The following is an 18,479-nucleotide window of genomic DNA, read 5'->3' on the forward strand; positions in this document are numbered from 1 at the left end:
CGGACTCCTCACCCGAGGACCTCGCCGACGATCCGCTCGATCTCCGGGCGGGCCGCGTCGGCGTCGCGGCGGACGAGTCCGATCCGGGTGCGCCGGTGCAGGATGTCGTCGGCGTCGAGAGCCCCTTCGTGGGTCATCGCGAACTCGATCTCGGCGCGGGTCACGTCGATGCCGGGGACGATCGGGTCCAGGGGACGGTCGAGTGTGGCGGCGTCCACGACCGCGGGGGCCTCACCGCCGAAGCGCTGCACCAACGACGACGGCAGACCGTGCTCGCGCGGACTCCGCAGCGCCCCGACCAGCGGCGTCGTGGTCGTGACGCAGTCTCCGGCGGACAGATCGGTGGTCGCCAGCGCGGCGTCGACGGCGTCCTGTGCCATGCGCCGGTAGGTGGTGAGCTTGCCGCCGAGGACGCTGACGAGGCCATCGCCGCGGACACCGACGTGGTGCTGCCGCGAGACATCGGCCAGGGCGTCGGCGTCACGGCCGCCGCGGGTGTCGACGAGCGGTCGCAGACCGGCGAACGTGCCGACGATGTCCGAGCGGTCGAGTGGTCGCGCGAGCGCGGGATTGATCGCATCGAGAAGGAAGTCGATCTCCGACTCGTCCGGCGTCGGGACGTCCGGGATGGGCCCCGGCGCGGCGACGTCGGTGATACCGACGTAGACACGTCCCAGTTGGGCCGGTATCGCGAAGACGAACCGCGACACCGAGGTGCCCAGCGGGCTCATCAGGGCGGCGTCGGGAAACCCCAGCCTGGCCGCGTCGATGACGAGATGCGTTCCGCGACTGGGATGTACGGCGATGGCATCGTCGACGCCACCGGACCAGACGCCGGTGGCGTTCACGACCATCCGGGCGCCGACGTCGAAACTCTCGCCCGTCTCCCGGTCGGTCAGGGTGGCCCCGCGGCCGTCCACGCGGTCGGCCCGGACGCGGGTGCAGATCGACGCGCCGTAACCCGCGGCCGTCCGCGCGAGGGCGACGACCAGCCGCGCGTCGTCGATGAGCTGACCGTCGGCGGCGGAGATCCCGCCGCGCAAGCCGTCGGGCGACACGGCCGGGCAACGGCCGAGCGTCTCCAGCGCCGACAGCCGTGAGGGTGGGGGCAACAACGAGTCCGGGGTACCCGCGTTGCGTCGGAGGATGTCCCCCGTTCGGAGTCCCAAACGGATGATCGAGCTGTGCCGGCCGCCGCGATCGGGGATGATCTGCCGAAGGGGGGCGATCAGATGCGGGGCAATGGCGGTCATCAGGTGGTGACGTTCGATGGCGCTCTCGCGCGCGATCCGGAGCTCACCCCTCGCCAGGTAGCGCAGGCCGCCGTGGACGAGCTTGCTGCTCCATCGCGAGGTGCCCGCTGCCAGATCGTCCTTCTCGACGAGAGCCACGCGCAGCCCCCGGGTGGCGGCGTCGAGCGCCACACCGACGCCGGTGACGCCACCTCCGATGACCAGCAGGTCGAGGGCCTCATCGGACGCGAGACGGTCCAGCGCACGGCGGCGCGTGGCGGCGGACAGGGTCGCCATCAGGAACTCACCACCGTGACATCGGCACTCACGCCGTCATCCGTTGGCGCCCGGACCGACCGGTCGAAGGTAACCGGCCAGCATCTCGTGCAGTTCGACGCTCCACCCCTCCGCGAGGATGTCGGACACCAGCGCTCCGGACTGCAGGAACGACTGCGCGATCAGCAGCACCATCGCCGCCATGCGCTTGGCGTCGCCCGCACGCACCTGACGCCGTTCCTGACCCGCCGACAGCATGTCCGCGAGAATCGCGAGAATCCCCTGCTGGCTCGTACCGAGACGCTCGAAGACGTACGGCGACATGAAGTCTCGCTGCTCGCGCCACAGCGAGGCGATCAGTTCGTCGTCCCGGAGCGCGCCGACCACCGACACCACCCGGGCGACGAGCGCCTCCAGGTCGGCGGGTTCGCCGGCCCCGCCGATGGCCTCCTCGACCACCCCGAGGACCTCGCGGGTCAACAGAGCGCGGATGATCTCGGTGATGTCGGGCCAGCGGCGGTACACGGTGGGTCGACTGACGCCTGCTTGTCGGGCCACCTCGGAGACAGTCACCTTGCGTCCGCCGCTGCGCAGCAGACAGCTCCGTGCTGCATCCAGAACGAGATCGCCGATCTCCTCGTTACGGATTGCCATGATGTGTAACACTGTAACGGATCACTTGAACGGCGGGGGGCCGACTCATATGACTATCGAACACGCCACACTCGTGGCCAGTCCGTACGCGCGTCACGGAGCAGGACTCCGTGTAGCCCATGATGCCGCAGAACTTCTGCGCGCCCGGGACGTGGAGGTGGAGATCATCGTCGGCGAGGACGTCGCCGACGCCGCCGACCTCGCGGGCAAGGCAGCCCGGGGAGACACCGACGTCATCGTCGTCGTGGGGGGCGACGGCACGGTGCGTCTGGCGGTCGAGGCCACCATCGGCTCCGGCAAACCACTGGCCGTCATCCCGGCCGGCAGCGGGAACGACTTCGCCCGCAACCTCGGCATCCCGCTCGATCCGGCGGACGCCGTCGAGGTCATCCTCGCCGGTCACCGGCGAGCGATCGACCTCGGACGCGTCAGCTTCCCGGACGGTCAGACCGCGCTGTTCAGCACGGTCGCCGCCACCGGATTCGACGCGGCCGTCACCGCGCGGGCCATCGACATGCGCCGCCCGCGCGGACAGTCCCGGTACACGATCGCCGCACTGCTCGAACTTCTCGCGCTGCGGTCGCGCCATTACCAGGTCCGCGTCGACGACCACGCCGTCGAATCCGACCTCATCTTCGCCGCGATCGGCAACACCACGTCATACGGCGGCGGTATGAAGATCACGCCTGCGGCTTCCATCACCGACGGCCAGCTCGACGTGACACTCGCGCTGACCCCGCCGCGGATGGCCCGCTGGACGATCGCTCGCGTCTTCCCGAAGGTGTTCTCGGGCAAGCACATCGACAGCCCGAACGTACGGACGATGCGCGGCGCGGAGGTCGAACTCTACTGCGACCCGCCGGCCCTTGTGTCGGTCGACGGTGACCTCGTCGGACAGCTGCCTGCCGTCTTCGAGGCGGTACCCCACGCGATCGAGGTGTTCGCACCCGCGAGCTGAGCGCGGCGGGTCCACCGTCGGCACAGACTGGTCACTTCCCGCCGCGGGCCGCCCACCATTCCCGCAGGGCGTCCTCCGCCTCGTCGCGGCTCAGGGGGCCGCGGTCGAGTCGAAGTTCCTTGAGGTGACGCCACGCCTGGCCGACGATCGGGCCGGGCGGCACGCCGAGGAGTTCCATGATGGCGTTGCCGTCGAGGTCGGGTCGGACCTTCTCGAGGTTCTCGGCCGCCTGCAGGGCGGCGATCCGCTGCTCGAGATCGTCGTAGTTCTGCTGCAGTCGCCGGGCGCGCCGCTTGTTGCGAGTGGTGCAGTCGGCGCGCACGAGTTTGTTCAGTCTGTCCAGCAGGGGACCGGCATCGGTGACGTACCGACGGACTGCCGAATCGGTCCACGCGCCGTCGCCGTACCCGTGAAACCGCAGGTGCAGGAAGACCAGTTGCGCGACGTCGGCCACCACCGCCTTCGGGTACTTCAGCGTCCGCATCCGTTTGCGCACCATCTTCGCGCCCACCACCTCGTGGTGGTGGAAGCTGACGCCGCCCCCCGGTTCGTGGCGGCGCGTCGCGGGTTTGCCGATGTCGTGCAGCAGGGCTGCCCAGCGCAACACCAGGTCCGGATCGCCGTCCTCGAGGTCGATGGCCTGGCGGAGCACGGTCAGCGAATGCTGGTAGACGTCCTTGTGCTGATGGTGCTCGTCGATGGTGAGTTTCATCCCCGGCACCTCGGGCAGCACCCGCTCGGCCAGACCGGTCTCGACCATGGCGTCGATCGCCTCGATCGGGAACTCGCCGCAGATCAGTTTGTCCAGCTCGGTGCGGATGCGTTCGACGGTGATGCGATCGATCTCACCGTTCATCTCGGTGATGGCCTGCCACACCCGCGGAGCGAGCCGGAATCCGAGCTGGGAGACGAACCGCACCGCACGCAGCATCCGGAGCGGGTCGTCGCCGAAGGACTGCTCGGGGGTTGCCGGGGTGTCGATGATCCCCGACAGCAGCGCGGTCAGACCGTCCAGCGGGTCCCGGAAATCCTGGGCCCCCGACGAACCGATCTGCACCGCCATCGCGTTCACGGTGAAGTCGCGTCGGATCAGATCGTCCTCGAGCGAGGTGCCGAAGGTGACTTCGGGATTACGACTGACCTGGTCATACGAGTCCGCCCGGAACGTCGTGATCTCGATCAGGTGATCGCCCTTGCGGACCCCGACCGTGCCGAACTCGATGCCGACGTCCCAGAACGCGTCGGCCCAGCCCCGGAGCAGCTGGGAGACCGCTTCCGGACGCGCGTCGGTCGTGAAGTCGAGGTCGTTGCCGAGACGGCCGAGGACGGCGTCGCGCACCGAGCCGCCCACCAGGTACAGCTCGTGGCCCGCGGTCTCGAACAGTTCGCCGAGGGGCACGAGGACATCGTCGAGTCCGCGCAGCGCGATCGCGGCGGAGGCGAGCAGGCGCGTGCGCCGTTCCGGGTCGCTCGCACCGGTCCGCCCGTCCGAGCGCGCCGTGTCCGATGGGACCGCCCCATTCGGTGAGGGCCCAGACGCCGCCGCCCCGGACGAGGATGTGTCGTTCACGGCTTGTCACCCTACCGTCGTGACCCGCGCCGACGACGCCGCACAGTTCGTCGCCGACCGCTCATACACCTCCGGCGCACCCCCGAGGCGGGATTCCACAACCTACGCGTCCTGGGAGGCGTCCGGACAAACTGCAGGTGACCAGCCGCTAGCATCGTGGAGTGTCCACCGATTCCTCGACCAACCCTTCAGACGTCAGCGGCGTCTCGTCGGGTGCGCACGGCGAGGGCGGCGGACAGGGCGATCAGAACCCCGCCGGCCAGGGCCGCCGTGCCCGGCGCGGCCGTCGACGCCGGGGCCGTCGCAAATCCGAGGCGCGAGGTACCTCGGCGGCGCACACCCCGGCTTCGCACAAGCAGAGCGGTCATCCGCAGTCCTCGAATACACAGCCGAAGAACAAACAGCCGAATCCCGCTCAGGCGGGTTCCCGGCCGGGCCACAAACCGGGTTCGCCCAATCCGGCCTCCGAACCGGCGCCCTCGACGCACCACCCGACACCCAACGACCTCGCACGCGCCCGCGCCTCCGATCCCGCATGCCCGGACCCGGTCGAGGCCGAACCCGTCGACAAACTCCCCGTCGATCCCGACCGCGCGCGGCCCCGCGTCACGCCACCCAAGCCCTCGGACATGGTCGCCGTCAGCGCCAAGCTGACCAAGACCGGCCTGGCCCAGGCGGGGTCGGCTCAGGCCGGCGGCAAGGCGTCGAAGGGACGACGACGCGCGTCGCGAACCGACCGCGGATCCGAGCGTCCCGCCGCCGAGCGCGCGCATTCCGACCGCGCGGGCAACGAGAAGCTCCGGACGGTGCGCGAGACCTCTGCGGGTGGTCTGGTCATCTCCGACCTCGACCTCCCCGTCGATCAGTTGTCGGCTGCGCTCATCGGCCGGGTCGACCGGCGGGGTCGCACCATGTGGTCGTTGCCCAAGGGCCACATCGAGACCGGCGAGACCGCCGAGCAGACCGCGATCCGCGAGGTCGAGGAAGAGACCGGTATCCAGGGCACGGTGGTGGCCCCGCTCGGCAAGATCGACTACTGGTTCGTCAGCGAGGGGCGTCGAATCCACAAGACGGTGCACCACTACCTTCTGCGGTGCATCGGCGGCGAACTCTCCGACGCCGACTACGAGGTGTCCGAGGTGGCCTGGGTGCCGTTGCACGAGCTCCCGCGTCGCCTCACGTACTCTGACGAGCGACGACTCGCCCGGATGGCCCGCGGCGTGATCGCCGAACTCGCCGCCGACCCGACCCGGCTGGCCCAGTCCGAGGCCGAGAGCATTCGCACCGAACCCAACGCCTATGAGAAAGCCGCCGCCGCGCGCAACCAGCGCCGTAACGAGCCGCCGCCCCCGGCTCGTCCTCGTCGGCGCCGACGCCGTCCTCGACGGCCAGCGGCAGGCGATGGCTGACCCGCGCCCGTCCTCCGCCGCACCCCGTTCGTCCCGACCTTGCGCGCTGTCGCGTGCGACGCGGTCCGGCGCGGCCGCGGCACTGGCCGTTGTCCTGGCCGTCCTCGGTCTGACGGTCCTGTCCGGTGCGACGGGACCGGCGTCTGCAGCACCGGAGACGAGCACCAGCGGGTCCGACACCGGTTCCGACACGCCGGATCAGGAGTCTCCGAGCAGGTTCGCCCGCATCGTGATCGACTCGATGACGCCGAGCATCGTGACCACGACGAGCCGGCCGGTCGTCACCGTCAGCGGCCGCGTCGACAACGTCGGCGACCGGTCCATCACCGACCTCACCATCCGGCTCGAGCGCGGGGACCCGGTCGCGTCCGCCGCCGGACTGCGCACCGATCTGGCCGACGACGATCCGGCGGTCGCGGTGGCCGGTCCGTTCGAGAACCTCTCCGACTCGCTCGCACCCGGCGAGAGCGTCGGGTTCCGCATGTCGATGGCGCTCTCGTCGAGCAACGGTCCCGACGGTCAGGGCCTGGCCATCTCCCGGACCGGGGTGTACCCGATGCAGGTCAACGTCAACGGCACCCCCGAGTACGGCGACACCGCGCAGGTCGCGGGATCACGGATGCTGTTGCCGGTACTGTCCCTGCCGCCCGACGACACCCGGGCCGCCGGGTACGTCGACCCGTCCACGGAGTACTCCGACACCGACCCGGTCACCGGTCTGGGACCGGACGGCTCGGTGTCGGCGAACCTGTCGAGTCCGGCGCGCATGACGATGCTGTGGCCGTTGGCCGCGCCGCCGCAGCTCGCACCCGGTGTGCTCGGCGGCAACACCGAACCGGTCCGGCTGATCAACGAGAACCTGGCGCGATCCGTCGCCGACGGTGGGCGGCTCGACGAGCTGCTGACCTCCCTGCAGAAGGTCGTCGGCGAACCCCCGCCCGCGAAGTCGGATTCGGTCGCGTCGGACGCTCCCCCGTCCGAGACGTCGGAGAGCCCGGAACCCGGTGCCCTGCCGGGGTCGGAGAAACTCGCCGACAGCATGTGCCTCGCCATCGACCCAGACCTCCTCGTCACGGTGCGCGCGATGTCACTGGGATATGAGGTGTCCGACAATCCCGCCGACCCCAGGTCGTCGACCCGCCCGGGCAGCGGCGCCGAGGCGGCCGGCCGCTGGCTCGACACCCTGCGCTGGACCGCACAGCGGATGTGCGTGGTGGCGCTGCCGTATGCGCAGGCGGACCTGAACTCGCTGTCCCGGATCGGCAACGCCGGACTCATCGAGGCCGCGCTGCGCTCGCCGGCCGACATCGTCGACACCGTGCTCGGCGTCCGGAGCGTCCGCGGTCTGTCGATACCGGCCCTCGGCGCCATCGACTCCGACGGCGCGGCGACGCTGACCGCCGCACAACTCGCCGCGACCGCGGTGTCGTCGAACTCCGTCGCACCGACCGGTCGCCGCGACGACGCCGGCCGCTACCGGATCGGTGAACTCGCGGCGCAGACCTACGACGCACCCGTCACGGCGTCCTTCGCGGCCATCGGTACCGCACCGTCCACCCCCGCGCTGACGCCGCCCGATCAGCGCGTCGACCTGTCCGACGAGTCCGAGGGGAGCCGGCGACAGAGTGCGATCGGCGCGCTGGCGTATCCGGCGATCGCCGCTCCGGAGTCCGATCCGGCGGGGTCAGATGCCCGGCCGACGCCCCGCGACCCGGTCGTCGGCAGATCGGCGTTTCTCGTGCCGCCGACGTACTGGTCACCGACCGGCGCGGACGCCGAAGCCCTGTTCACCACCGCGCGCCTGCTGCTCGAGTCCGGTGCGGCGACCCCGACGCCGCTCGCGATGCTCGTGTCCGAACTCGGGTCCGCGCCCGAGCAGGCACGACTGATCGACCCGCCCGGGGTCGGACCGATCAGTCGCATCGGGTCGGTGCTGACGACCGACGCGACCGCATCGATCCGGCGCAATGTCGAGGACAGCTGGCAGTTCGAGGGCGCCCTGGTGCGCTCGGCGGACGTCGCCGCGACCCCCGAGCGCTACATGTCCCCGCTGCGCGAGGACCAGTTGCGCGCGATCCGCTCGCCGGACGCATGGGGTTCGGCCGTCTACACGCACTTGCGACGGACGCAGACCGAACGCATCGACGCGGTGTCGTCGACCCTGCATCGGATGGCCCAGTCGGTCACGATCCTCGATCCCGGCGGCCGCTACACGCTGGCCTCCGAACGCAGTCCGCTGCTGCTGGTCGTGAAGAACGACCTCGCCCTGCCGGTGCGTGCCCGGATCACCACGTCCGAGCCGGCCGACATCGAGATCGGCGACCTCGGCGTCATCGAGATCCCGGCCCGCGGCACCCGACAGATCCAGCTGCCCACACAGGGGGAGACGTCCGAGGCGATCAGTGTCGAGATCCGGCTGTCGACGGTCACCGGTGTGCCGCTCGGTGAGTCGATCAGTCTGTCCGTGCACACCAACGCCTACGGCAAACCGCTCTTCTACATCACGATTCTCGCCGCGGCGGCGCTCGTCCTGCTCACCGCCCGCCGACTGTGGCATCGTTTCCGCGGCCAGCCCGATCCCGCCGATGCCGATCGGCCCGAACCCGACGAACTCGAGCGGATGCTCGCCGGAAGCGGGTATCAGGAACGACGCCGTACCCTGCAGAGCGAGGGTCGGATGCTTGGCGAGGAACCGGGCGATGACCCCTCATGACCGACATCAGACGACCCGAGGACGGCGGCAGAAGCGACGTGACCTGGAACGATGAGCCGCGCGCGCCGCGGTCGGGGAAACCCGGCCCGGCGCCGCACCAACGTCCCGAGCGCGCCGCACCCCGACGGATCCCGCCGGACCGGACACCGGGTGACCGGGTTCCCCCGACGAGGATCCCGCCGGGTTCCCCGAACCCGCGATCGACCCCGCCGCGAGCTCCCGACCCGAGGACCGACACGCCAAGAGCCGCCGACCCGCGGTCGGCGAATGCACGACCCGGTCGGCCTGCTCCCTCGGCCGGCCGTCCGCCGACGCCCCGCCCGCCCGCGCCGGCAGCGCCCCCACCCACGCCGGCCCGACCCGTCGCGTCACCCGCTCAGGGCCACACGCGGGTCATGACCGCGCCCGCGCCCGACCGGCCGTCGGGCGGCCCGGTGACCAACGTCGCGGCGTCGGACGGGAAGGCGCCGGACGAGAAGGCGTCGTCGACCGGGCTGGCGCGCGACTCAGACTCGAGCATCCTGCGCACCAGCGGGTCGATCGCCATCGCCACCCTGTTCAGTCGGATCACCGGCTTCCTGCGCACGGTGCTCATCCTCGCGATGCTCGGACCCGCGATCGCGTCGGCGTTCCAGGCCGCCGACGTGCTGCCGAACATGATCGCCGAGGTCGTCCTCGGTGCCGTCCTGACCGCCATCGTCATCCCGCTGCTCGCCCGGGCCGAAGCCGAGGACCCCGACGGCGGGGAGGGGTTCATCAACCGGATCTTCACCATCACCGTCGTCGTCCTCGGGACCGCGACGGTGGTGGCGGTGATCGCTGCGCCGTTGCTGACCTACCTCAATCTGGGAGACGGGCAGGTCAATCGCGAGCTCTCCACCGCGCTGGCCTACCTGCTGCTGCCGGAGATCCTGTTCTACGGACTGTCCGCGCTGTTCATCGCGATCCTCAACCTGCGCGGGCACTTCAAGCCGGGTGCGTGGGCGCCCGTCCTGAACAACGTCGTGCAGATCAGCACGCTCGTGCTCTACGCGGTGGTGCCCGGCGAGATCACACTCAATCCCGTTCGGATGTCGGATCCGCAGCTCCTGGTGCTGGGCATCGGCTGCACGACCGGTGTGGTCCTGCAGGCGCTCATCCTGGTGCCGTTCCTGCGCAAGTCAGGGGTGCGTCTCCGCCTCCAATGGGGCATCGATGCCCGGCTTCGCCAGTTCGGGAACATGGCGGTCGCCATCGTCGCGTACGTCGCGCTTCTCCAGGTCGGCCTGATCGTGACCTACCGGATCGCGTCGTCGGCCGACGCGTCGGGCGTCAGCATCTACTTCACCCATTGGCAGTTGCTGCAGCTCCCGTACGGCGTGCTGGGCGTCACCATCCTGACCGCGATCATGCCGAGGCTGTCCCGCAACGCCACCGCGGACGACACCAAGGCCGTCGTCGACGACCTGTCGCTGGCCACCAGGCTCACGATGGTCGCGCTGGTCCCGGTCGTCTCCTTCATGACGTTCTTCGGACCGGCCATCGCCATCGCGGTGTTCAACTTCGGCAAGTTCGACGCGGCGTCCGCGTCGCAGCTGGGCTCGGTGCTGTCCTGGGGCGCGTTCACGCTCATCCCGTACTCGATGACACTCGTCCAGCTCCGCGTGTTCTATGCGCGCGAGGACGCGTGGACCCCGACATTCATCGCGCTGGGCATCACGGTGGTGAAAGTCGCGTCGTCCTACCTCGGGCCGGTGCTCTTCGACGATCCCGAACTCATCGTGCGATGGCTCGCGCTGTCCAACGGCCTGGGCTATCTCGTCGGTGCCGTCGTCGGTCATTTCCTGCTCCGCAGCCGGCTCCACGGGGCACGGCTCTCCGATGTGGCACGCACGTCCGTCGTCACCCTCGCCGTCTCGATCGGAGTGTCCGCGACGGTCTGGGCCGTCGCGAAACTGACCGGCCTCGACCAAATGATCGGCTGGCTGGGCAAGGTGGGATCCGTTCTCTACCTCGGGCTGACCGCGGCAGTGGTGCTCGCGGTGACCTACGCGGGCCTCGCCGCGGCCCGCGTGCCCGACGTCGTCGCGATCGGACTCGCGGTACGACGACTCCTCGGCCGGTTCATCCCGTCCCTCGCACCGCCGCCGCAGCCCGAACGTGAACAGTCACCGGCGATCACAGTTCAGTTTCCGCGGGTCACCGGCGACGAATCGCTCCCGTACTCTGGTCAGGTACAGGTGCTGCGCCGCTTCGACAGAGGTACCGCGACGTGGCAGTCGTACTCCGTACACTCCGGTGGCGCCATCGGCGCGACGCGGGATGTGCGTCCCATCCCGGAGCGCGCGCCGGTACCGCGCGACATCAGATACCGCAGGAGAGGAGTCCGTCGCGTGAGTGACAGTGAGATCGACACCACTGCTGCCACCGGGCCGCCCGCCGAGCCCGGAGCAGGCGACGCACCCACTCCGCCGATCCCGACTCCCGCCGTTGCCGATACCGGCACGACCGGTACCACCGACGACTCGTCGAGCCCACGCCGCCGCGGACCCCGCCTCGTCCCCGGCGCGGCGGTCGCCGGCGGTCGATACCGATTGCTGGAGCAACACGGCGGCACCCGCGGACTCCAGTTCTGGCGGGCGCAGGACATCAATCTCGACCGCGAGGTCGCGCTCACCTTCGTCGACGCCGAGCAACTGGCTCCGCCACCCGAACGCGGCCAGGGCGCGAGGATCTCCGACCAGGGACCCCAGGCAGTGCTGTCGCGCACCCTGCGTCTCGGCCAGATCAACTCCGACGGGGTGGCACGCGTCCTCGACGTCGTCCGCGGATCGTCGGGCGGGATCGTCGTCGCCGAGTGGGTGCCGGGGTCGTCGCTGGCCGATGTGGCGAGGTCCGAACCGTCGCCGATCGGGGCCGCTCGTGCGGTGCGTTCGCTCGCGGCGGCCGCCGAGATCGCCCACCGCTCCGGTGGTGCGCTGTCGATCGACCATCCCGATCGCATCCGCATCAGCCACGACGGCAATGCTGTTCTCGCCTTCCCGGGCACCCTCGCCGGTGACGACAAGGCGTCCGACGTACGCGGACTCGGAGCCGTGCTGTACGCGCTGCTGCTGAACCGCTGGGCCCTCGACCCGGCGAACGGTTCCCGGTTGATCACCACCGCCGACAGCACCGAACCCGTGGGCGGGATTCCGGTCGCGACCCCCGGCGACGACGGACAACCCGTCGAGCCGCGCGTCGCCAAGCCCGACATCCCGTTCGAGATCTCGGCGGTCGCCGCGCGCGCACTCGACGGATCCCGCGGCATCCGCACCGCTGCCACCGTGCAGCACGTCCTCGATCAGGCCACCGTGGTCGACCTGAACACCGACATGCTGCCGGCGATCACCGACGCCGACGCCCCGCCGCCGGTGACGGTGACACCGCGTCTGGGTGGCGGCGGTGAGAAGCCGCCGCGCCGCAATCTGGCATTGCTGATCGGCGCCGGACTTCTGGCGCTGTTCATCGTCATCGCGCTGATCGTGGGTGCCACCAACGTCTTCGGGGGCAGCAGCGGGCCGAGCGACATCGACTCGATCCTCACCACCAGCGAACCCGCGCCCACGCCCGGCGCCAACCCGCCACCGACCCCCGCGACACCGGCCGCACCGCAGCCCATCGCGCTGCAATCGGTGTCGGTGGTCGACTTCTCCGCGCAGACACCGGACAACTCGGCGAACGTGCGCAATGTGATCACCGGCGCCGCGCCGCCGTGGCAGACCGACAACTACCGCGGCCGACCGGATTTCGGCGGACTCAAGCCGGGGCTGGGACTCATGTTCGACCTCGGCACGGAGCGCGCGGTCCGGTCGGTCACCATCGACAGTCCGACGCCCGGCATCGGTGTCGAGATCCGTACCGCGCCGTCGGCCCGCCCGGCCTTCGCCCGGACCACGACGGTGGCGTCGGGCCAGGTGGACCAGGCGTCGACCACGATTCCGATCGCGCAGGCGCCGACCACCCGATACGTGATGGTCTGGCTCACGAGTCTGCCGAGTTCGGGAAGCGGCTACCAGGCCGAGATCTCTCGCATCACGATGGCGGGCTGACGCGCCGATCGTGGTGCCGCGCGGCCGAACTCAGGCGGCCGGTTCCGCCGTCGTCGAGCCGTTGACGGCCGTCGGGGTCGACGCCGGGGCCGGTGCGTCCGGTCCGACATCGCGGGGCGTCCACCCCGGTGGTCCGAAGACGTAGCCGAGGCGGGCACGCCACGACGCCGCGGCGCGGACATCCCGCGCGATCGCCGCGTACTCATGCGTCTGCAGGCGGACGATGTTGTAGGTGTCGACGGGTTTGGTCAATCCGTAGCGCGGGCGCCGGACTTCCGGGGCGAACGTGCCGAACATGCGGTCCCACACGATGAAGACGCCGCCGTAGTTGCGGTCGAGGTACTCGGGGTCGCAGCCGTGGTGCACGCGATGGTGCGACGGTGTGTTGAACACGAATTCGAAGGGCGCCCACATGGTTCCGATCCGCTCGGTGTGAATCCAGAACTGGTAGATCAGGTTCAGCGAATAGGCGGCGAACACCAGCGCCGGCGGGACGCCGAGCAGGGGGAGTGGAATCCACATCAGGACCGCAGCACTGATGTTCCATTTCTGCCGCAGGGCCGTCGCGAAGTTGAAGTACTCGCTGGAGTGATGGGCCTGGTGGGTCGCCCACACCAGGCGGACCCGGTGGGAGACGCGATGGCTCCAGTAGAAGAGGAAGTCGACGCCCACGAACGCGATCACCCACGTGTACCACTCGTCCGCGGGGAGTTGCCACGGGGCGACATAGGCGAACAGTGCGGTGTACAGCAGTAGACCGAGGAACTTCCAGAAGGCGCTGGTCACGATCGACACCAATCCCATCGACACGCTCGACCGCGCGTCCCGGGAGTCGTAGGCGCCCGGCGGCGCCTGCCCGGGTCGTCCGGCGATGTCCGACTCGGCGGCACCGTCCGCGGTCAGCGCGTGCTCGTCGTGCTCCAGTTTGGCCGCGGCGAACCATTCGATGGCGAGCAGAGTGACGAAGAACGGGATCGCGAGCACCGTCGGCTCACGCATCGGCTCCGGCAAGAACTCCAGCAAGGTGTACCCCTCACGACCTCATCTGACACGACGTCATGTCAGTTCGTTCTGACAAGGTAACGTGTCAGAAGTAGCGCTGTAAAGAGTCGGAGGGAGATCGCGTGGCGTCCGTGCCGGAGCCGTCCCCGTCGACGCAGCCATTGCCATCGCCGTCGGAGAATTCGCCCGGGCGTCGGTATGGCGGGGCCGACCCGACGCAGCGCCGGGAACGTCGTCGCGCCGCTCTGATCGCGGCCGGACTCGACACCTTCGGCACCGACGGGTACGCCAAGGTCTCGGTCAAGGGCATCTGCGACCACGCCGGGCTGACGCAGCGATATTTCTATGAGTCGTTCACCGACCGCGCCGATCTGCTCGTCGCCGTGTACGACGACTGTGTGGCCTTCGTCCGGGCGGCGACCGTACGATCCGCCGCCGAGATCGCCGACGCCGATCCCGAATTCCTGGGTTCTTCGGAAGGCGTTGCTGCCGAACGTGTTCCGGATGTCGCTCGTGCCGCCCTGGGCGCCTTCATGTCATGCCTCGCCGACGATCCCCGACGCGCACGGGTGATGCTCGTCGAAGTGGTGGGTGTGTCCCCGGAGATCGAACGTGTCCGTATGCGCGCCATCCACGACTGGGCGGCACTCATCCTGGCGCTGGCCCGTGGTGCGCGACCGCCGTCCGACCGCGAGCGACTGGCGTCGGTGGGCCTCGTCGGAGCGGTCACCCAGCTGCTCGTCGACTGGTACGTCGCGGGCGCGGGGGAGTCCGACGCGCAGCGCTTCGCACTCGACGAGATCCTCGACGTGTGCGTGGAGCTCTTCGTCGCGGCCTACGGCCGGCTCCTCACCTGACCCTTCGAGGCTCGCTTCGCTCACACCTCAGGGGGCACGGGGCGCTCGCTTCGCTCACACCTCAGGGGACACCGGGCTCGCCGGGTGCCGCCGGGGTCGGAGAAAACGCCTCGGGATCCTGCTGACTGCGTGTAAATTCTCCCGCAACTGCGCTCGACAATATCGGACATGGGGTCCGGGAGGTGTCCGGTGAGCACTGCCGAAGAACGTGCGAGGCAACTCGATCTCGTTGCGCGACTGAAGTCCTCGTATCCCGAGCTGCCGGATGCGCCGACGCCCGATCTCCTGGATCACAGCCGATTCGTCGCCTACATGAAGCCCGTGCACGATGTCGGCGGTGAGCCCGACGCCCCGATCACCTACGAGGGCAAGGCCTACGAGGAATGGGAGCACATGACCTACGTCATGTGTGAGGTGCTGGCCTGGCGCGGGATCTGGTTGTCCGAGGAGCGGCGTCGAATCGGAAACGTCGACGTCGGTCGAGCCGTCTATCTCGGAATCCCTTACTACGGACGATGGTTGCTGGCCGTCGCGAGGATTCTCGTCGAGAAACACCACATCGCGCTCGGTGAGCTCAGTGAGCGCATGCTCGACGTCGGACAGCGATACGCCGGGGGGCTCGAGGGCCGGCGCCTCGAAGCCCGGCCCCGCAGCGTGGGCGACGGATCCGACGTTCCCCGGAACACCCATCACCGCCACGCGATCGGGGTCGGCGACCCGCAGATCTACGCCGGACGGGCGGGCGACGCCGCATTCGCGATCGGCGACCGTGTCCGAGTACGCGAGCTTCCCGTCCTGCTGTACACGCGCACACCGGAATACGTCCGGGGGGCCATCGGCGAGGTCGCCGCCGTCGCGTACGAGAGCCCCGCGCCCGAGGACGAGACCTGGGGTCTCTCCGATGCCCAACCGGAGTGGTTCTACGTGATCCGGTTCGTCATGGGTGACCTCTGGCACGGCTACACCGGGCCCGCCGACGACACCCTGCAGACCGAGATCCCCGAACGCTGGCTCGAATCGGCCGATGGAGAGGACGAAGACCGATGAGCGACGACCACGGCTCTTATGACCACGACCACGACCGTACGGTCAAGCCGATGGTCGACGAGATCACCGACTTCGAGGTGCTCGAGATCGCGCTGCGTGAGCTCTGCATCGAGAAGGGGCTCTTCACCGCCGAGGAACATCGACGCTTCACCGAGTTCGCCGAGCAGATCGGACCGACGCCCGCCGCGCAACTCGTCGCCCGGGCCTGGCTCGATCCCGAGTTCGAGAAGCTCGCACTCGACGACCCGATGGCGGCCAGCAAGGAGGTCGGAGTCGACTGGCTGGAACCGACCGGATTCGGAACACCCAGTGACTTCACGGCTTTCGAGATCCTGGCCGACACCCCCACCGTGCACCACGTGATCGTGTGCGCGTTGTGCTCGTGCTACCCGCGTCCCATCCTGGGGAACTCACCCGAGTGGTACCGAACCCCGAACTACCGTCGCCGGATGGTGCGATGGCCCCGACAAGTACTGTCGGAGTTCGGACTTCAACTCCCGGATGGCGTCTCGGTGCGGGTACAGGACTCCAATCAGAAGCATCGGTTCATGGTGATGCCGCAGCGCCCCGAGGGTACCGAAGGATGGACCGAGCAGCAGTTGTCGGAGATCATCACCCGCGACTGCCTCATCGGCGTCGCCCTGCCGAAACCGGGCGTCACCACCAACGTCGTCTCCACCATCAGGCCGGCCGTCCACCCGGCGGGGGAGTAGCCACATGACCGACGACGGACACGCCGCTTCCCATCGCCCGCTCGACGAGATCGTCGAGCGCAACCAGGTGTGGCACCGCATGGCGGCGAAATACGGTGTGGAGAACCCGGTTCCGCCGTGGAAGACGAGCCTCGACGGACTCTGCGATGCACTCGACCGGGTCGCCGACTCCACGGCGGCGTGCGCGGACACCCCCGGTGCGGTCGAACGACGCGACGACGAGGACCGGTTGTCGTCGACGATCTACGCCGACCTGCCCTACCCGGAGAACCAGCTCGTCGCGCTGGCACACACCCTGCTCGACCGGGGTGTCATCGACGAGGGCGAGTTGCGGTCACAGATGGACGCGGTACGGGCACGCCTGCAGGCCTGACCGGCGCGACCTGAGGAAGAATCCGCATTTCACGGGCATCTGTGCACAGGCGTCGCTCCATCGGATGACCCGGTGTCGGCTCCACTACTCTCAGCCCATGCCCGGGGGGAACGACGCGACCGACACGCGTACCGACGAGCAACTCCTGCACGCCCACCTCGCCGGTGACCCACACGCCTTCTCTGATCTGATCAACCGACACCTCGAGTACCTGTGGTCCGTGGCGTTGCGGACGAGCCAGAATCCCGAGGATGCCGCCGACGCCCTACAGGACGCCCTGTTCGCAGCCCACCGGACCGCGCATGACTTCCGGTCCGATGCAAAGGTGACGAGCTGGCTTCATCGAATCGTCGTGAATGCCGGGCTCGATCGCATCCGGCGCAACCGGGTTCGCAGGACCGTGCCGCTCCCGGAGTGGGATGTGGCGTCGATCGCCGCCACCACCGACGACATCGCCGCGGTCGACCTGTCGGTGTCGATCGGGCGTGCCCTGCACGTCCTCCCGGAAGGCCAGCGAGCGGCCATCGTCGCCGTCGACATCGAGGGCTACACGGTCGCGGAGGCGGCGACGATCCTGGGGGTCGCCGAGGGCACGATCAAGAGTCGATGCGCGCGTGGCCGTCTCAAGCTCGCGCAGGTCCTCGGCCATCTGCGTGACGGTTGACCGGTCCCACCGGACGGCGTCGTCCGCGATCCGGCCGATCGCGATCACGGGGGAACCGAATCGGGGCGGCACGCGTCCAAGTATCCGACGCCGACCCGACGCGAACACCACGAACGCCCGCGACCCCTGGAATGGAAGACTGACACCATGACCCCTCGGGGACCCGATGACCACGAGACGAGTGATCTGCCCGATCCGCCGTACTCGGCGGACATCCTCGCCGACCTCCACGCCGGTGCGCTGCCCGACCACGTGGCGGCCCACATTCGTTCCCAGATCGCGGATGACCCTGCTGCGCAATCGGTCCTGGCCGCCCTGGACCGCACCGCCCTCGACCTGCGCGCCGCCGGACCGGCCCCGGCTCCCGTTCCCGACAACGTGCGTGACGACGTCGCGGCCGCTCTCGCCGCGCTGGGACGAGAGGCACCCGCACCGGTCGACCTGGCCGCCGCACGCCGCGGGCGCCGGAGCGGCGATCCGTCCGCACGCACCCACCGCCGAACGGCCACCCGCATGCTCGTGGCCGCCGCCGCGGTCGTCGTCGTGGCGGCCGGGTCCCTCGGAGTCCTGCGGCTGGTCTCGGATTCCGACGCGACTCCCGACCGGACACCTCGAGCACAGTCGTCGTCGGCCCCGGCCGGGAGCGGGCCCGCCGACGTCGCGGTCGCACTCGCGGTTCTCGGCCGGACCGATGGCGCACCATTCGGGTCCGTCGAGGCGCTCCGCCGCTGTACCGCCGCCCATCGTGTCTCGGCCGATGTCGTGATCGTGGGTTCCGGCCGCATCCTCGTCGACGGTTCCGGGGCCGCTGCGATCCTCCTCTCGACCGGCATCGCGGGACGTTTCGACGCACTGATCGTCGGCCTCGACTGTGACCTCGGAAACCCGGCGCTGATCTCGCGCGGCATCGTCGGCGGGTGACCGATGTGTCCACACGCTGG

General features: G+C 69.6%; 14 protein-coding genes. 10 read left to right on the forward strand and 4 right to left on the reverse strand.

The window, feature by feature from the left end; genetic code table 11:
- Positions 1–8: 8 nt before the first annotated feature.
- Both KTR9_RS24955 and KTR9_RS24960 read right to left on the reverse strand, forming a co-directional pair.
- Positions 9–1,529, reverse strand: a complete 1,521-nt coding sequence (locus KTR9_RS24955; RefSeq protein ID WP_014928710.1) for a glycerol-3-phosphate dehydrogenase/oxidase — start codon at positions 1,527–1,529, stop codon at positions 9–11.
- Between the two features lie 36 nt (positions 1,530–1,565).
- Positions 1,566–2,162: a TetR/AcrR family transcriptional regulator gene (locus tag KTR9_RS24960; protein WP_014928711.1), complete on the reverse strand. Its 597-nt coding sequence runs from the start codon at positions 2,160–2,162 to the stop codon at positions 1,566–1,568.
- A gap of 49 nt (positions 2,163–2,211) precedes the next feature.
- Here KTR9_RS24960 and KTR9_RS24965 point away from each other — a divergent pair, with 49 nt between their 5' ends.
- Positions 2,212–3,120 carry a diacylglycerol/lipid kinase family protein gene (locus KTR9_RS24965; protein ID WP_014928712.1) on the forward strand — a complete coding sequence of 303 codons (909 nt, stop codon included), beginning with the start codon at positions 2,212–2,214 and terminating at the stop codon, positions 3,118–3,120.
- A 31-nt stretch (positions 3,121–3,151) separates the two neighbouring features.
- On the opposite strand, the gene KTR9_RS24970 is transcribed toward KTR9_RS24965, so the two are convergent.
- Positions 3,152–4,567 (reverse strand): CCA tRNA nucleotidyltransferase, encoded by a 1,416-nt coding sequence (locus KTR9_RS24970; RefSeq protein WP_044508290.1) that lies wholly within the window; start codon positions 4,565–4,567, stop codon positions 3,152–3,154.
- Positions 4,568–4,851: 284 nt separating this feature from the next.
- Here KTR9_RS24970 and KTR9_RS24975 point away from each other — a divergent pair, with 284 nt between their 5' ends.
- From KTR9_RS24975 to murJ, 3 genes are all read left to right on the forward strand, one after another.
- Positions 4,852–6,099 carry an NUDIX hydrolase gene (locus KTR9_RS24975; RefSeq protein WP_014928714.1) on the forward strand — a complete coding sequence of 416 codons (1,248 nt, stop codon included), beginning with the start codon at positions 4,852–4,854 and terminating at the stop codon, positions 6,097–6,099.
- Positions 5,990–8,812 carry a hypothetical protein gene (locus KTR9_RS24980; RefSeq protein ID WP_238554000.1) on the forward strand — a complete coding sequence of 941 codons (2,823 nt, stop codon included), beginning with the start codon at positions 5,990–5,992 and terminating at the stop codon, positions 8,810–8,812. The genes KTR9_RS24975 and KTR9_RS24980 overlap by 110 nt, the downstream gene beginning before the upstream one ends.
- A 395-nt stretch (positions 8,813–9,207) precedes the next feature.
- The gene (murJ, locus tag KTR9_RS24985) at positions 9,208–12,882 is read left to right on the forward strand and encodes a murein biosynthesis integral membrane protein MurJ (protein WP_044507460.1); all 3,675 of its coding nucleotides are present in this window, start codon (positions 9,208–9,210) and stop codon (positions 12,880–12,882) included.
- A 30-nt stretch (positions 12,883–12,912) separates the two neighbouring features.
- Here murJ and KTR9_RS24990 read toward each other — a convergent pair whose 3' ends face one another.
- Positions 12,913–13,905, reverse strand: coding sequence for a sterol desaturase family protein (locus KTR9_RS24990; protein ID WP_014928717.1), 993 nt, complete (start codon positions 13,903–13,905; stop codon positions 12,913–12,915).
- A 101-nt stretch (positions 13,906–14,006) separates the two neighbouring features.
- On the opposite strand from KTR9_RS24990, the gene KTR9_RS24995 reads away from it, so the two are divergent.
- The 6 genes from KTR9_RS24995 (at position 14,007) to KTR9_RS25020 (ending at position 18,459) form a co-directional block, all read left to right on the forward strand.
- Complete coding sequence (locus KTR9_RS24995; RefSeq protein WP_014928718.1) at positions 14,007–14,741, forward strand: TetR/AcrR family transcriptional regulator; 735 nt, start codon at positions 14,007–14,009, stop codon at positions 14,739–14,741.
- A 189-nt stretch (positions 14,742–14,930) separates the two neighbouring features.
- The gene (locus tag KTR9_RS25000) at positions 14,931–15,788 is read left to right on the forward strand and encodes an SH3-like domain-containing protein (protein ID WP_014928719.1); all 858 of its coding nucleotides are present in this window, start codon (positions 14,931–14,933) and stop codon (positions 15,786–15,788) included.
- The gene (scnC, locus tag KTR9_RS25005) at positions 15,785–16,501 is read left to right on the forward strand and encodes a thiocyanate hydrolase subunit gamma (RefSeq protein ID WP_014928720.1); all 717 of its coding nucleotides are present in this window, start codon (positions 15,785–15,787) and stop codon (positions 16,499–16,501) included. Before KTR9_RS25000 ends, scnC begins: the two co-directional genes overlap by 4 nt.
- A gap of 4 nt (positions 16,502–16,505) precedes the next feature.
- Positions 16,506–16,874 (forward strand): hypothetical protein, encoded by a 369-nt coding sequence (locus tag KTR9_RS25010; RefSeq protein ID WP_014928721.1) that lies wholly within the window; start codon positions 16,506–16,508, stop codon positions 16,872–16,874.
- A 97-nt stretch (positions 16,875–16,971) separates the two neighbouring features.
- On the forward strand, positions 16,972–17,538 hold the full coding sequence (gene sigM / locus KTR9_RS25015) for an RNA polymerase sigma factor SigM (RefSeq protein ID WP_010843070.1): 567 nt from the start codon (positions 16,972–16,974) through the stop codon (positions 17,536–17,538).
- A 147-nt stretch (positions 17,539–17,685) separates the two neighbouring features.
- Entirely contained in the window at positions 17,686–18,459 is a 774-nt protein-coding gene (locus tag KTR9_RS25020) for a hypothetical protein (protein WP_014928723.1), read from the forward strand.
- The last annotated feature ends 20 nt before the right edge of the window (positions 18,460–18,479 follow it).

The organism is Gordonia sp. KTR9, from assembly GCF_000143885.2.
GTDB lineage: Bacteria > Actinomycetota > Actinomycetes > Mycobacteriales > Mycobacteriaceae > Gordonia.